Here is a 14,123-nt window from a genome sequence, read left to right on the forward strand (position 1 = left end):
CTGGCCTGTGACGGAAGGGAAGGCGGGCCGGGGGCGGGCTGCCCCCGGAGACAAGGTCATACGGTCCAGGTGTCGAGGATCACCGCATTGGCCTTCTTGTGCAGCAGGATGCAGTCCAGCACGTCCTGCGGCGCGATCGGGGTGATGCCGGGCAGCAGCGATCCTTCGCCATGGCCGTAAAGCGCCTGCAGCGCGAAGCGGCAGGCATAGACCTTGCCGCCTTCGCCCATGAATTTCTTGAGGTTCACGGCAAAGTTCTGATGACCGGGGAAAGCCTCGTCGCCCAGCGTGGGGAACCCGCGCTGCAGGCCCAGGGTGACGCCGGGGCCGTAAAGCAGGATCGAGGTCTCGTAGCCTTTGCGGTTCAGCCGGATGGCGTTGAGAATGTTCACAAGCCCGATCGAGCCTTCGAACGCGACGGTGTGGAAGGTGACGAGCGCCTTTTCGCCCGCATCCGCCTTCACGTCCTCGAACACTTTTTCCTCGTAATCGACGAAAAAGTCTCCGTCCTTGTGTGGTTCTTTGGTAACCTTTGGCATCTCGCCCTCCTTGTCGCTGCGTGAAGACAGGATGCTGGGCGGTGAGTGATGCAATCAATCATCAGTGCAATCTACATACAATATAGGCTGCAATAAGGTCGGGATCAGCTGGATCTTTGGTCGATTCCCAGGCTCTCTGCTGAAGCGAGAAGCGTTTGTAGTCTGGCGCGGCGCCACCCATCGGGAAGTATTTGCGGCCATGCATACAATGCCCATTCAATTGCAAGAATCATTCGGGTAAGAGGTGCCGCAACAGGAGATGATGCTGATGATTGACTGGGCGCCCGACACCATCGACACGGGAAAACCCCGCTATCTGGCGATTGCCGACGCCATCGCGCGCGATGTCCAGAGCGGCAGGCTGGGGGGCGGGGACCGGCTGCCGCCGCAGCGCAGGCTGGCGGCACGGCTTGGCATCGACTTCACCACCGTCTCGCGCGCCTATGCCGAGGCGCAGGCGCGCGGGCTGATCGCCAGCCATGTCGGGCGCGGCACCTTCGTGGCCGACCGCGCGCCCGCCCCCGCCGAAGACCCCGAGCGCCGCCGTGCCGGGGATCTGTCGATGAACATGCCGCCAGAACCCAGCGATCCCGATCTTGTGGCGCGGATGAAGGGCGGGCTCGACTATGTGTCGGTCAATCTGGTGGATCTGCTGCGCTATCAGGCACCCATCGGCACCGACCGCGACCGCACCGCCGCCTCCAGTTGGCTGAGCATGCGCGGCATGGTGCCCTCGATGGAGCGGATCGCGGTGACGCCGGGGGCACATGCGACGATGGCGGCGATCCTGTCGATCATCACAAGGCCCGGCGACACGGTGCTGTGCGAACGGGTCACCTATCCCGGCATCCGCAACATCGCGGCGCGGTTCGGGGTGACCCTGATCGGGCTCGACATGGATGCCGAAGGTGTCACGCCCGAAGCGCTGAGCGAAGCCATCGCGCGCCACCGGCCCAAGGCGCTTTACCTCAACCCGACGCTGCAGAACCCGACCACCCTGACCATTCCGGTCGACCGGCGGCTGGCGCTGGCCGAGGTGCTGCGCGCCGAGGGGCTGACCCTGATCGAGGATGACGCTTATGGCTTCATTCCCGCCAAGGCGCCCGCCCCCATCGCGCTGTCGGCGCCGGATCTGACATGGCATATCGGCGGGCTGGCGAAATGTATCGGCGCGGGGCTGCGGCTGGCCTTTACCATCGCGCCCTCGCCGCGCTGCGCCTACCGGCTGGCGCAGGCGATCCGGGCGCTGTCGGTGATGCCCTCGCCGCTGTCCATGGCGCTGACCACGCAATGGATCGAGGATGGCACCGCCGACGGCATCCGCCGGTTCATCCGCGCCGAGACCGCCGCCCGTCAGGCCATCGCGCGCGAAGCGCTGGAGGGGGTGGAGTTCGCGGCAGCCGAGAACGCCTTCAACATCTGGCTGACGCTGCCAAAGGGCGCTGGCCGCGCCGATATCGTGGCGCGCATGGCCGGGCGACAGCTTGGCATCATGCCGTCAGACGCCTTTACCGTGGCAGGAGAGCCAGGAGAGAAGCTGCGGGTCTGCCTTGGCGGCGCGGTAAGCCGCGATGCCCTGCGGGAGAACCTTTTCTTCCTTGGCAACACGCTGGCGCCCAATGCCTTCATGGGCTGACGGGCGCCTGCGGCGCTTCTGCCACGGGGCGGGCTGCCGCCCCGTGGGTTTCGTGTCTGCGGGCTGGTGCCGCGCCGTCAGGACAGCGGCATCGCCTCGGCGCGTTTCAGCGCAGCCGAGATCCGCTCCAGCTGGTCTTCGGGGACGCGGTTGAACGGGGCGCGGCAGGGGCCGACATCGCGGCCCTGCATGTTGATGCAGGCCTTGACCCCGGCGGGCCAGTTGAAGCGGCTGATCTGGCTGCAGACGTCGGTGATGGCGAAATGCAGCTTCTGGGCTTTGGCGATGTCGCCGGTCTGCACCGCGTCCCACAGCGCAAGGCAGTGACGCGGCAGCAGCGCCGCAGCCCCTGAAACCGACCCCGTGGCGCCGATGGCAAGCCCGGGATAGAGCAGCCAGTCATGCGCCCAGGTCACCGAGATCTTGTCGCCGATGGTTTCAAGCAGCGCGGTCAGCGTTTCCAGCGAGCCGCCGATGGATTCCTTGGTGGCGATCAGCCCGGTCTCTGACTGGTTCGCGGCCATGCGCTGCATCAGCGGCACGGTGACGGGGGCCGTGGTCAGCACGTTATAGACCATCGTCGGCAGGCCGGATTCCTTGTGGATCGTCGCGTAGAAATCATAGACGCCATCTTCGGAACAGATCTGGTAGATCGGCGGCGTCACCATCACGCATTGCGCGCCCGCGTCCCGCGCGACCTTGGCGCGCTTCACCGCTTCGCGGGTCGAGGTGGTGATGATCCCGGCCATGACCGGCACCCGTCCGGCGCTGGTTTCCTGCGCGGTGCGGACCAGATGGCCCAGATCCTCGGCATCGAGCGCGTGCCCTTCGCCGGTCGAGCCGCCGACGCAGATCCCGGTGACCCCCAGCGAGATGTTGAACTCCACCTCGCGCCTGAGCGCGTCAAGGTCCAGCTCTTCGTCCTTGGTGAACGGCGATACGACGGGCGGAAAGATTCCGACGACGTCTTCCTTGGTCAGCAATCTAGGCATGAGTCCTCCTCCGGGTCTGGCCGCGGGCAGGCTGCGGCGCTGTGCTTCTTGTATCATTGTTCACATAGTGGTCAATATGATCGTTATGCGGATCATACCGCAAGACCCGGCCCATGGCTTGCAAAGGCGGAAAGGACGTGACCTTGTGAGCGGGACTGACCTTGGCGGCATGTGACGGATGGACAATCTCAAGAGCCTCGTGAAGGCGGCGACGATCCTTGACTGTTTTTCGACGCTGGACCGCAAGCTGACGGCGGCGCAGATCGCCACGCGCACCGACATACCGCGCGGCACGGTGCACCGCATCCTGCGCACCCTGCGCGATCTTGGGCTGGTCGATCAGGACCGCGACCGCGACCAGTACCGGCTTGGCATGAAGCTTTTCGAGCTGGGCACCACGGTTCTGGCCAATATGGATCTGCACCGCGAGGCCAGCGCCTCGGTCGAAAGCCTGACGCGGGCCAGCGGCGAGACGGTGCATCTGTCGGTGTTTGACGGGCAGAATTCGACCGTCATCAACCGCACCGATCCGGGGGATGGGCGGGTCAATACCGTGGTCGTGCTGGAATCTTCGCCCGGCCATGCCACCGCCTCCGGCAAGGCGGCGCTGGCCTATCAGTCCGGCGCTGCGATCGAGCGGTTCCTTGCGCGGGGGCTGCCCCGCATCGCGCCGAACACGATCACCGATCCGGCGCGGCTCCTGGCCGAGCTGGAGACGATCCGGGGGCAGGGCTATGCGGTGGATGACGAGGAACTGCAGACCGGCACGCGCTGTGTCGGCGCCCCGATCCGCGACATGTCCGGCCGCGTCTTTGCCGCGATCAGCGTCAGTGGCCGCGCCGACCGGTTCACGCCGGAGCGTATCGCGGTTTATGCCGATCTGGTGCGCCATCACGCGCAGGCCATCTCGCTGCATCTGGGTTACCGGCCCGACGCGCCCGGCTCAGCCGGGCTGGCGGAGCGGGCGTGACAGGAACGCCTCGGCGGCCTCAAGGATGTCGGGCGCGGCGTCCAGATCGAACCCGACCAGCGGCGGGCGGACATGGGCCAGTGCCGCATCGTTGCGGGCGCGCGCGGTCAGCGCCTTGACCGCCGGAACAACCGGATGGCGGCTGATCCGGTGATAGAGCGCGCACATCGCGTCGAAATCCGGGTCATCCTCTGCCAGACCGGGCCGCAGCAGCGCCGCCATCTCTGCCGTGGCGAGATTGCCCAGCCCCGAGATCGCGCCCGCCCCGCCAAGCGCCAGCGCCTGCGGCAGGAAGATCTCGTTGCCCACGAAGATGTCGAGATCGGGAAAGCTATTCAGGCTCGCTTCGACATGGGCCCAGTCCGGCACGCTGTCCTTGAGCCCGGCGATGACCGGGCCGAAGCGGTCGATCAGCCGGAAGATCACCGGCTGCGCGATCGGCACGCCGACAAGCCCCGGAATGTCGTAAAGCGTGAGCCGCAGGCCCGCATCGTTCGCCCCCTCGATCACGGCGGCGATGAAGCGGAACAGCCCCTCCTCGGACACGCCCTTGAACAGGAAAGGCGGCAGCAGAAGCTGGCGCAGGCAGCCTGCGGCGGCGGCATGGTGCGACAGATCCGTGACGTCTGTCAGGGCCGCAGCACCGATGCCGACCATGATCCGCTCCGGCGCCACGCCGCCCGAAAGCAGCGCATCAAGCCCGGCCTTGCGTTCGGCTGCGGAAAAGGACTGCGCCTCCCCCAGCGTGCCGAAGAGAACGACACCCGCCGCGCCGTCATCCAGCACCTGCCGCGCGAGGCGCGCAAGGGATCCTGCGTCGAGGCTGCCGTCAGGGGCCAGCGGGGTGATGAGGGGAACATGCAGGACGGGGGTCTTGGCCATAAGGAAATCTCCGGATCGGGGGGTCAGCGGACGAGGTATCTGTCCCAAGCGGCGGGCGTGAAGGTCACGCCATGGCCGGGGCGGTCGGGCACGAGGATCTGGCCATCGCGCAGCTCCAGCCCGTGCTCCATCAGGTCGTCCATGAAGGGGTAATATTCGACATAGGTCGCGCGCGGCAGCGCCGCCGCAAGATGGATGTGCAGCACGGTCATGAAATGCGGCGCCACGGCGAGGCCGAACATGTCGGCCATCTCGCCGATCTTGAGCGCTTCGGTGAAGCCGCCGACAAAGCACAGATCCGGCTGCAGCACGTCCAGCGCGCCCGCCGTCACGAAGGGGGCAAAGTCGCGGCGGGAATGGAAATGCTCGCCCGAGGCCACGGCCATGGGCAGCTGCGCGCGCAGCCGCCGGTAGCCTTCGATGTCCTGAGACAGGATCGGCTCCTCGAACCAGTAGATGTCCAGATCGCCAAGCTGCCGCCCGAGCCACAGCGCGGCGGGCAGCGACAGCCGTTCGTTGGCATCGCAGAGGATGCGCGGGCCGGGGCCGATGGCCTCGCGCACGGCGCGCACGCGCGCGATGTCCTGATCGGGCTGGCGGCCCACGCGGATCTTCACTGCGTCGAAGCCCGCCGCGACATACTCTGCCGAACTGCGCACCAGATCGTCGAGCGGCAGCGAGGGGCTGGCCTTGCCGCTGCCATAGGAGGGCACGCTGGCGCGGCGCTGCCCCAGCATGAAGGCCAGCGAGACGCCGCGCTGGCGCGCCCGCAGATCCCACAGCGCCACGTCGATGGCCGAGATTGCCATGGAGGCGATGCCGTGACCAAGGCGATGGGTGCGGTGGAACAGCTCGTCATTGAGCACCTCCACCTCGTCGGCCTCGCGCCCGATGAGACGGTCCAGCAGCACGGTGTCGAGCAGCGCGCGCACCGCTTCCCCGCCGCCATAGTCGGAGGTGAAGGTCCAGCCGGTGCCCTCTTCGCCGCTGTCGTCACGGACCGTGACGCCGATCAGCTCGAAAAATTCGTCGCTGCGTTCGGCGGCCAGCCGGTTGGAGGGAAAGCGCAGGATCCAGCTTTGTGTCGCGCGTATCGTCATGTCTTTCTCCGTCAGTCTTCCAGGGCGACGCTGCGCGCCGGATCAAATTCAAGCGTGACCCGCATGCCCTGACCGGCGGGGGCCGGGGGCGCCGACTGGACGCGGATCAGGGCCAGCGGATCGGCATCGGGGGCCACGAAGGTGTCGACAAGCCCGCCGGTGAAGACGGTGGAGGCGACGGTGCCGGGCAGGCGGTTGACCCCGGCCTTGGCGGGCGCGTCGGGGCCTGCGATGCGGATGTCGGTGGGCCGGACCGAAATCCGGCGCGTCGCGCCGCCCGCGCGGTCAAGCGCGCCTGCCGCCGCCATCACCGGGGTGCCGTGATAGCTGCCGGTCAGCCCGCCGCCCTTCAGGGAGGCGCCGGACAGGTCGAGGATGTTGGTAAGCCCGATGAAGCCCGCGACAAAGGCGTTGCGCGGCCTGTCATAAATCTCGGTCGGTGTGCCGGACTGCACCACCCGCCCGCTTTCCATCACCACGATGCGGTCGGACAGCGCCAGCGCCTCGTCCTGACTGTGGGTGACATAGACGCTGGTGATGCCAAGTTCCTGCTGCAGCCTGCGGATTTCAAAGCGCATCTGTTCGCGCAGCACCGCGTCAAGGTTGCTGAGCGGCTCGTCGAAAAGCAGGATGCGCGGCTGCGAGGCGACGGCACGGGCGAGGGCAACGCGCTGCTGCTGGCCGCCGGAAAGCTGGCCGGGATAACGGTCGGCCAGATGCTCCATCCCGACGATGGCCAGCACCTGCCGCACCCGTTCGGCGACCTCCGTCCGGTTCATGCCCCGGCGGCGCAGGCCGTAGCCGACATTGTCGGCCACGCGCAGATGCGGCCAGAGCGCATAGGTCTGGAACACCATCCCCATGTCGCGCCGTTCCGGCGGCACCGACAGCGCCCCGTCGGACAGCACCACCGCGCCCGAGGTGACGCGGCCCGAACTGAGCGGTTCCAGCCCCGCGATCATGCGCAGCGTGGTGGTCTTGCCGCAGCCGCTTGGCCCGATCAGCGACACGAGGCTGCCCGCCGCGACGTCGATGTCGATCCCGTGCACGGCGGTGAAGGCCCCGTAGGACTTGCGCACGTCCGACAGGCGCAGATCCTGCGCCTGTCGGGGGCTGCCGGGCCGGGGGCCGGGGGCGGCGTGGTCTGTCATGAGGCTCAGCGCCCGAACGCGGCGTTGAACCTGTCGATCTGGCTGTCGCGCTCGGCGGCGATGAAGTCCGTATCGACGGGTACGATGGTCACGTCCCCAACCGCCGTGCCGTCCGGAAAGCGGTAATCGACATCGTTGCGCACCGGCGCGCAGCCAAGGGCCGCTGGCATCATCGCCTGCGCCTCTGCCGAGACGATGAAATCGAGCCATGCCCGCGCCGCTTCCGGGTTCGCCGCGTTTTCGAACATCGCAAAGGACGAGATCTCGCCCGGCGATCCCTCTTCGGGCCAGACGAGGCTGGTGGGATCGCCGCGATTGGCCGAGGTCTGGCCGTTGGCCAGAAGCTGGACGGCCAGCGGTCGCTCGCCGCTGGCGGTCATGTCGCGGATCGTGCCATGCGAGCGTTCAAGCCGGGGATCGTTCTGCGCGAGCTTTTCGAAATACTCCCAGCCGAAGCTGCCGTCCTGCTGGCTTGGCAGGTATTCGGAGATGAACCAGATGAAGGAATGCACCGACTGCGAACTGGCAGGATCAGCCAGCGCGATCTGGCTTTTCCAGCGCGGATCCAGAAGATCGTTCCAGCTTGAGGGCCTGTCCTCTTCGGAGATGGCGTTGGTGTTGTATTGCAGCAGATAGAGGTTCACGCAGGCAGGCACCGAGGTGCCGGAGGGATCGCGCACTTCTGCGCGCACTGCGTCAAGCTCCGCAGGCGCGTAGGTGGCAAAGGCCTGATGGGCCTGCTGCAGCGCTGCGATCGAGGCCTGATTGAGGCCGACCAGATCGGCCTGAGGTCGCCCGGCGCGCAGTTCCAGTTCCAGCGTTGACAGCAGCTGTTCCCCGGGCTGGACCGACACCTGCACATCCACATCGGGATGCGCCTTGCCGAAGCCTTCGATCAGGGCCTGCATGTGTTCGTCCGGATAGGCCGAATAGATCCTCAATGCGCCGTCCTGTGCCTGTGCGGCCTGCGTGGCCATCAGGGCTCCGGCAATGGCAAGCGCCACGGGTCTGGTCATGGTCATAGGTCTTCCTCCCTTTATTGGCTTTTCAGCCTCCTCCGAAGATGCTCTTGCGGATGGCGGGCGATCTGCGCCCGACCAGAGCGGCAAGCAGGAACAGCGCCGACACCACGGCGAAGATGCACACGCCATAGGCGCAGGCGACCGCCAGCCCGCCATTGCCGTTCCACACGCTGAGCAGCGAGGTGGCGACGGTCTGGGTGCCAAAGCCGCGCAGGATGATCGAGGCGCTGAGTTCCGGGATCGCGAGGATGAACACCAGCAGCCATGTATAGACCAGCATCGGCAGCATGAGCGGGATGGTGATGCGCATCAGCGCGCCAAATTCCGTCGATCCGGACACCCGCGCCGCTTCCTCCAGTTCGGGCGCGATCTGCAGCAGGCCGCTTTGCCCGTTGCGCACGCCGATGGGAATGAACCGCGCGAGATAGGCGACAAGCAGGATCATCGCCGTGCCATAGAAGCCCGTGAGGTTGCCCGGCCAGTTCAGGTAGATGACGATCAGCGCAAAGCCGATCGCGGTGCCCGGCACGGCCAAGGGCAGGATGGAGGCGTAATCCAGCAGGCTGCGCGCGCGCAGCCGGGTGCGCAGGATGACATAGGCGGTCAGCACCCCGATCACGATCACCACCGTCGCGGTGACCGCCGCCAGCCAGAAGCTGAGCCAGACCGCCTGCCGGATCGACGGATCGCCCAGCACCACCACGAAGTTCTGCAGGGTCCAGTTGCCAGCGCTGAAGCCGTTGCCGATGCTTTTCATCGCGCTGACCGCGATCATCGTGCCATAGGGCAGGATCAGCGCCACCATGACGTAAAGAAAGGCCAGCGCGCTGAGCAGATGCGTGGCCGCCCCCAGATCAAGCCGCCGCGCCGCGAAGGACTTGCCCCCCAGCACGCGGTAGCGGTCGCCATGGCGCAGCAGCGCGCGCTGCAGGCCAAGCGCCAGCGCCGACAGCGCCACCAGCGTCACCGAGGCGACGGAGGCGGTGGAGAATTCGAGGCCAAGCAGCGCCTCCCGGATGGCGACGGTCAGCACGTCGATGCCCAGCATTTCCGGCGCGCCATACATCGCGAGCGAGGTGGCGAAGGCCAGCAGCGCGCCCGCAAGGATCGCCGGTCGCATCAGCGGCAGGGTCACGTCGATCACCGCCCTGAGCGGGCTTGCGCCCTTGAGCCGTGCCGCGTCTTCCAGCGCCGGGTCCATGTTCGCCAGTGCCGGAACCAGCGCAAGAAAGACGAAGGCGACGCCATTGGGCAGGGCGGTAAAGATCAGCCCCCACAGCGAGAAGATGTCGAACGGCCCGCTGGTCGCCGAAAGGTCAAAGACCGCGCGCAGCGCCTGATTGGCGTAACCGGCATTCGGCCCCGCCATCAGGATGTAGCCCATCGCCAGCAGGAATTCCGGGCTGATCAGCGACAGGATCATCGCGGCGGAGACCAGCCCCCGGAACCACATCCGCGTCCGGGCCACGCCGAAGGCCAGCGGCACGCCGACAAGGACACTGAGCGCGGCAATCCCCGTGGCCACGGCCAGACTGTTGAGCGTGGCGGCCAGCATCCGGCGGTCGGTGAGGAAGTCGCTATAGGCCGACAGCGACAGCCCGCCGTCATAAAAGCTGGACAGAAAGATTGCACCGACCGGGGCGACGATCAGCACGGCCAGCAGGGCGGCCATCGTGGCCGCGACGGCGCGCGACCAGCCTCCTGCCCCCATGCCGCGCGCGCCGGTCATGGCCGGGCGCCCCGTGGAAGATCGCCGCCGGGGCTCATGCGGGGCTGGCCCAAGACGGGGTCAGAAGCTCGGCGGGAAGGGTGGCGAGATCGGCGGCCACCTCGACCCGGAACGGGATCCGGTCAAGCAGATCCCGGCGCAGATCGACCCCCGGCACGATCTGGGTCAGGCAGAGCCCGCCCGGCCGCACGTCGAAAATGCCGCGATCGGTGATGATGCTGGCCTGCTTGCCCTCGGCGATGCCGCGCTGCGCGTTGAAGGTGATCTGTTCGACCGCCTCGACAAAGCGGCGGATGCGGCCCTCGGTCGTGATGTGCAGCCCGTCGGGGCCGTGGGATTCCTCCAGCCCGCCGGTGGTCAGCGTGCCGCAGAACATCAGGCTGCGGACCCCGTGCACGATGTTGACGAAGCCGCCGCAGCCGGGAAGCATTCCGGAAAACCGGCTGACATTGATGTTGCCCTGCGCGTCGACCTCGCCGAAGGACAGGATCGACACGTCCGGTCCGCCGCCTTCGTAGAACTGGAACACCTCGTTCTGGTCGAGGATGATTTCCGGGTTGCGCGACACGCCGCCGACCTTGGGCCAGCCGCCGAACGGCCCCTGTTCCACGGTGAAATAGATGTCGTCGCGGCCCATGCCCCGGGCCTGTTCCGGCACCTCGTACATCGGCAGGCCCGCGCCCAGATTGACCATCGCGCCCTTGGGCAGGCGGCTGACCGCGATACGCGCGATCACGTCGCGCGGCAGGTTGCGCGCGGCAGGGGCGGGCAGGTCGGCGCGGGCGGCGCCGGTCAGCACCGGATCCTGTTCATCTTCCCAGTCCCCGGGCTGCACCACCACGCCATGCACCAGCCGCCCGGGAATGCGCCCCATCCGGGGGTGGATCTCGCCGGTCTCGACAAGGCGGTTGACCTCGGCGATGACCTTGCCGCCCGACTGGAACGCGGCAAGCGCAAGTTCTATCGTGCCGTGGTCGAAGGCTTCGCGGTCATAGTAAAGGTTGCCGCGCGCATCGGCGGCGCTGGCCTTGATCAGCGCGACATCGACGGGCAGGCGCGGGTAATAGATCATCTCCTCGCCCTCCAGCGAGGTGAGGCGGCAGATCTCCTCCCGTGTTGCGGCATTGACCTTGCCGCCGCCCTGCCGGGGGTCGACGAACGTGCCGATCCCGACCGGCGTGGCAAAGCCCCTGCGCCCTGCGGACGTGGCCCGCAGCAGCTGCACCAGCGTGCCCATCGGGATGTTGTAGGCCTCGGTCTTGTTGGCGCCGATCAGCATGTTCAGTTCGTTGGACGAGGCACGGCTGAAGCTGGAGGTGATGACACGCTTCATCAGCCCTTCGCGCGCGAGCCGGTTCAGCCCGCTGGAGGCCCCCCCCTTGCCGCCGCGCCCGCGTTCGATCATCGCGACCGTGATGACGGTCAGGCCTCGGGGCGTGCCGCATGCGGCAAAACGGTCTGCAACGGCGGTGATCAGCGATTCCGGAACCACGCGATATCCGCCGCCGGACACGGCGATCGTGGCGCCATCCGGCACAAGCTCTGCGGCCTGCTGACTGCTTATGACCTGCACGAAGATCCTCCCGTCTGATCCGTTCTTTGGACTCGAGGCTAGGTGAAAGCGCTATCATTGACAAGCGGCGTTTTTGACAGCCTGTCGGGATGGTGCGCGCCCATATCTTCCGAGATGACGCCTAGTGCGCGATATTTCCCAAGATAACTTCATATATTCTGGCTCATAAGCCACTCTGCGCCGTTCTGGAAAAGCACATCAAAAGCCCTGAAATTTTGTAAGGGCTTACATTTATAGTTTCCTTTCCGACCCGTCTGTGGCAAGAGCAAGGAAACCCGCAGCCCGGAAGCAAACGAGATCCTGCCATGACACATGCCCTGCAATCCGGAGTGATTCCGGCCCCGATCATGCCCTTTCAGGAAAATGGCGCGATCGACTGGACGACGCTTGACCGTTACGTGGCGCAGATGGCGGGGTCGGGCATCAGCGCGCTGGCCCTGAACATGGCCGCCGCCGAAGCCACCGCGATGTCGCATGCCGAGCAGGTGGAGACGCTGCAGCGCAGCCGCAAGGTTCTGGCGGGGCAGGTGCCGCTGGTGTCGGGGCTGATCGCCGGGCACACCGCCGGGGCGGTCGACCATGCGCGCAGGCTGGTCGATGCGGGGGCCGAGGGGCTGGTGGTCTTTCCGCCGCTGCCCACCTTCATGTCGAAGCCGCTGCCGGTTTCGGTGGTGGCGGAGTACCACGCCGCCGTGGTGGAGGCGGTTGATGTGCCGATCATCGCCTTTCAGACCGCCAATGCCGGCTACCCTGTCGGCACGATCCGGGCGCTGGCCGATCTGGGCGGGGTGGTGGCGATCAAGGATGCCGCCTTTGACATCGACCGGACATGGGAGATCGTCGAGGAGGCGCGCGAGACCGAGGGCCGCGTCGCAGTGCTGACCGGCAACGACACGTTCGTGCTGGAGGCGATGCTGATGGGCTGCGAAGGCGCGCTGATCGGGCTGGCGGGGGCCTTCACCGCCGAGCTCGTCCGGATGCAGCAGTTCGCCGCTGCGGGCAAAGCCACCGAAGCCTATGAAATCTGGAACGAACTGGGGCCGATCGCGCGCCTGTGCTGGTCGAACCCGCTGCGCGATTATCGCCCCCGCATGAAATACGTGCTGATGAAGCAGGGGGTCATCCCCTGCGATGCCACCCGCGCGCCGCAGACCCGCATCTCGGAGGCCGACCGCCGCGGGATTGACGCGCTCTTCGCGCGGCACGGGCTCGATCAGGCCGGCTACCTGCCGCAGGGCTGACACCGGACACCCCCATTGCCGAACGAGGAGACTGTCATGACCCCGGAAGACCATAGCGACAAGATCGTGCTGGAACGGCCCGCCGCGCATGTGGCGGTGATCCGCATCACGCGCCCGGAAAAGAAGAACGCGCTGCACAGCTCGATGGTGATCGAGCTGGGGCGGCTGATCGTGGATCTGGACCGCGACGACGATGTGCGCTGCATCGTGCTGACCGGCACCGACACGATCTTTGCGGCAGGCGCGGACATCAAGGAAATGGTGACCTTTGGCCCGCCCGCCACCTCGAACAACCCCCGGCGGGTGGCGGCGTGGCGCGCGATGGAAACCTGCGACACGCCGATGATCGCCGCCGTCAACGGCATCGCCTTTGGCGCCGGGTCGGAACTGGCCATGGTCTGCGATTTCATCATCGCGGGAGAGACGGCCCAGTTCGGCCAGCCCGAGGTCAAGATCGGGGGCATGGCGGGCGATGGCGGCACGCAGCGGCTGCCGCGCAAGATCGGGCAGAACGTGGCGTCCTACATGCTGTTCACCGGCGATCCGATCGACGTGCAGCGCGCCCATCAGCTGGGTCTGGTCGTCGAGATCTGCAAGCCCGAGGCAACGCTCGCCCGCGCCATCGAGATTGCGGAGGTGATCGCGGCCCGCGCGCCTGTTGCCGTGCGTTATACCAAGGCCTGCATCCGCACCGCGGTTGGCGCCACGCTGCAGAACGGCATCGCCTTTGAACGCGACGCCATCTGGCGCAACAGCATGACCGAGGACCGGCAGGAGGGCATGACCGCCTTCACCGAAAAGCGCCCGCCCGTCTTCAGGGGGCGCTAGGCGAGACAAAGGCGGCGCCGCGGCGGTAGCGGGAAACCCCGGCAAAGCGGCGCCCCGCCGCTGCCGCCCTCGCGGCGGCAAGGGCGCGGATCTGCGGCAGCGCCGGGTCTGACAGATCGTCAATCTCGATCCACACGCCTGCCTTCAGGATCCGGTAGCGCAGGGTCTGCAGGCGGGGCGCCAGCCTGCTCAGCGCCTCTTCCATCTCGTTGACAAATTGCAGATCACCTGTCGCGCCCCCGCTGCCAGAAGCCCCGGGGCGGACATCGCCCAGATCATCCAGATTGGCGCCAGAGGCGATGCTGCGGTCGGTCAGCCGGGCGATGCGGTCATAAAGAGTGCTCTTGCAGAAATAGCAGCGGTCCAGCGGGTTGCGCAGATAGCGCGGGTCCGAAAGTTCTCCGGCATCAATCTCGGTCAGCGCCCAGCCGTGCCGCCGTGCATGGGCGCGCACCCGCTC

13 protein-coding genes are annotated in these 14,123 nt (G+C 66.9%); 4 read left to right on the forward strand and 9 right to left on the reverse strand.

Annotated elements, in window-relative coordinates:
- Nucleotides 1-56 precede the first annotated feature (56 nt).
- On the reverse strand, nt 57-539 hold the full coding sequence (locus VK682_RS04495; RefSeq protein ID WP_089844761.1) for an MSMEG_0572/Sll0783 family nitrogen starvation response protein: 483 nt from the start codon (nt 537-539) through the stop codon (nt 57-59).
- Nucleotides 540-807: 268 nt separating this feature from the next.
- On the opposite strand from VK682_RS04495, the gene VK682_RS04500 reads away from it, so the two are divergent.
- Complete coding sequence (locus tag VK682_RS04500; RefSeq protein WP_230796302.1) at nt 808-2,175, forward strand: aminotransferase-like domain-containing protein; 1,368 nt, start codon at nt 808-810, stop codon at nt 2,173-2,175.
- A 77-nt stretch (nt 2,176-2,252) separates the two neighbouring features.
- Here VK682_RS04500 and VK682_RS04505 read toward each other — a convergent pair whose 3' ends face one another.
- Nucleotides 2,253-3,167, reverse strand: coding sequence for a dihydrodipicolinate synthase family protein (locus tag VK682_RS04505; RefSeq protein ID WP_165616734.1), 915 nt, complete (start codon nt 3,165-3,167; stop codon nt 2,253-2,255).
- 178 nt (nt 3,168-3,345) lie between these two features.
- On the opposite strand from VK682_RS04505, the gene VK682_RS04510 reads away from it, so the two are divergent.
- Complete coding sequence (locus VK682_RS04510; RefSeq protein WP_230796301.1) at nt 3,346-4,137, forward strand: IclR family transcriptional regulator; 792 nt, start codon at nt 3,346-3,348, stop codon at nt 4,135-4,137.
- On the opposite strand, the gene VK682_RS04515 is transcribed toward VK682_RS04510, so the two are convergent.
- Genes VK682_RS04515 through VK682_RS04540 form a run of 6 tightly spaced genes read right to left on the reverse strand, consistent with a single transcriptional unit; the run spans nt 4,111 to nt 11,594 of the window.
- Nucleotides 4,111-5,019: a dihydrodipicolinate synthase family protein gene (locus VK682_RS04515; protein WP_230796300.1), complete on the reverse strand. Its 909-nt coding sequence runs from the start codon at nt 5,017-5,019 to the stop codon at nt 4,111-4,113. The genes VK682_RS04510 and VK682_RS04515 overlap by 27 nt on opposite strands.
- 23 nt (nt 5,020-5,042) lie before the next feature.
- On the reverse strand, nt 5,043-6,119 hold the full coding sequence (locus VK682_RS04520) for a mandelate racemase/muconate lactonizing enzyme family protein (protein ID WP_089844770.1): 1,077 nt from the start codon (nt 6,117-6,119) through the stop codon (nt 5,043-5,045).
- Between the two features lie 11 nt (nt 6,120-6,130).
- Nucleotides 6,131-7,270, reverse strand: a complete 1,140-nt coding sequence (locus tag VK682_RS04525) for an ABC transporter ATP-binding protein (protein WP_230796299.1) — start codon at nt 7,268-7,270, stop codon at nt 6,131-6,133.
- Between the two features lie 5 nt (nt 7,271-7,275).
- The gene (locus VK682_RS04530) at nt 7,276-8,292 is read right to left on the reverse strand and encodes an ABC transporter substrate-binding protein (protein ID WP_230796297.1); all 1,017 of its coding nucleotides are present in this window, start codon (nt 8,290-8,292) and stop codon (nt 7,276-7,278) included.
- 25 nt (nt 8,293-8,317) lie between these two features.
- Nucleotides 8,318-10,021, reverse strand: coding sequence for an ABC transporter permease (locus VK682_RS04535; RefSeq protein WP_230796295.1), 1,704 nt, complete (start codon nt 10,019-10,021; stop codon nt 8,318-8,320).
- A gap of 34 nt (nt 10,022-10,055) precedes the next feature.
- Nucleotides 10,056-11,594: a CoA-transferase gene (locus VK682_RS04540; protein ID WP_230796294.1), complete on the reverse strand. Its 1,539-nt coding sequence runs from the start codon at nt 11,592-11,594 to the stop codon at nt 10,056-10,058.
- A gap of 305 nt (nt 11,595-11,899) precedes the next feature.
- On the opposite strand from VK682_RS04540, the gene VK682_RS04545 reads away from it, so the two are divergent.
- Together VK682_RS04545 and VK682_RS04550 are read left to right on the forward strand one after the other, a co-directional pair.
- Nucleotides 11,900-12,835 carry a dihydrodipicolinate synthase family protein gene (locus VK682_RS04545; protein WP_324781503.1) on the forward strand — a complete coding sequence of 312 codons (936 nt, stop codon included), beginning with the start codon at nt 11,900-11,902 and terminating at the stop codon, nt 12,833-12,835.
- 36 nt (nt 12,836-12,871) lie between these two features.
- Complete coding sequence (locus tag VK682_RS04550; protein ID WP_324781504.1) at nt 12,872-13,663, forward strand: enoyl-CoA hydratase/isomerase family protein; 792 nt, start codon at nt 12,872-12,874, stop codon at nt 13,661-13,663.
- On the opposite strand, the gene VK682_RS04555 is transcribed toward VK682_RS04550, so the two are convergent.
- The gene (locus VK682_RS04555) at nt 13,650-14,117 is read right to left on the reverse strand and encodes an adenine nucleotide alpha-hydrolase family protein (protein WP_324781505.1); all 468 of its coding nucleotides are present in this window, start codon (nt 14,115-14,117) and stop codon (nt 13,650-13,652) included. The two genes, VK682_RS04550 and VK682_RS04555, sit on opposite strands and share 14 nt — an antisense overlap.
- Between the last annotated feature and the right edge of the window lie 6 nt (nt 14,118-14,123).

Source organism: Salipiger marinus (assembly GCF_035481585.1).
Classification (GTDB): Bacteria; Pseudomonadota; Alphaproteobacteria; order Rhodobacterales; family Rhodobacteraceae; genus Salipiger; species Salipiger marinus.

What these genes read in the sequence shown, in the direction of transcription:
- VK682_RS04495 (WP_089844761.1), bottom strand. Translation starts at nt 539, where the DNA reads ATGCCAAAGGTTACCAAAGAACCACACAAGGACGGAGACTTTTTCGTC.
- VK682_RS04500 (WP_230796302.1), top strand. Translation starts at nt 808, where the DNA reads ATGATTGACTGGGCGCCCGACACCATCGACACGGGAAAACCCCGCTAT.
- VK682_RS04505 (WP_165616734.1), bottom strand. Translation starts at nt 3,167, where the DNA reads ATGCCTAGATTGCTGACCAAGGAAGACGTCGTCGGAATCTTTCCGCCC.
- VK682_RS04510 (WP_230796301.1), top strand. Translation starts at nt 3,346, where the DNA reads ATGGACAATCTCAAGAGCCTCGTGAAGGCGGCGACGATCCTTGACTGT.
- VK682_RS04515 (WP_230796300.1), bottom strand. Translation starts at nt 5,019, where the DNA reads ATGGCCAAGACCCCCGTCCTGCATGTTCCCCTCATCACCCCGCTGGCC.
- VK682_RS04520 (WP_089844770.1), bottom strand. Translation starts at nt 6,119, where the DNA reads ATGACGATACGCGCGACACAAAGCTGGATCCTGCGCTTTCCCTCCAAC.
- VK682_RS04525 (WP_230796299.1), bottom strand. Translation starts at nt 7,270, where the DNA reads ATGACAGACCACGCCGCCCCCGGCCCCCGGCCCGGCAGCCCCCGACAG.
- VK682_RS04530 (WP_230796297.1), bottom strand. Translation starts at nt 8,292, where the DNA reads ATGACCATGACCAGACCCGTGGCGCTTGCCATTGCCGGAGCCCTGATG.
- VK682_RS04535 (WP_230796295.1), bottom strand. Translation starts at nt 10,021, where the DNA reads ATGACCGGCGCGCGCGGCATGGGGGCAGGAGGCTGGTCGCGCGCCGTC.
- VK682_RS04545 (WP_324781503.1), top strand. Translation starts at nt 11,900, where the DNA reads ATGACACATGCCCTGCAATCCGGAGTGATTCCGGCCCCGATCATGCCC.
- VK682_RS04550 (WP_324781504.1), top strand. Translation starts at nt 12,872, where the DNA reads ATGACCCCGGAAGACCATAGCGACAAGATCGTGCTGGAACGGCCCGCC.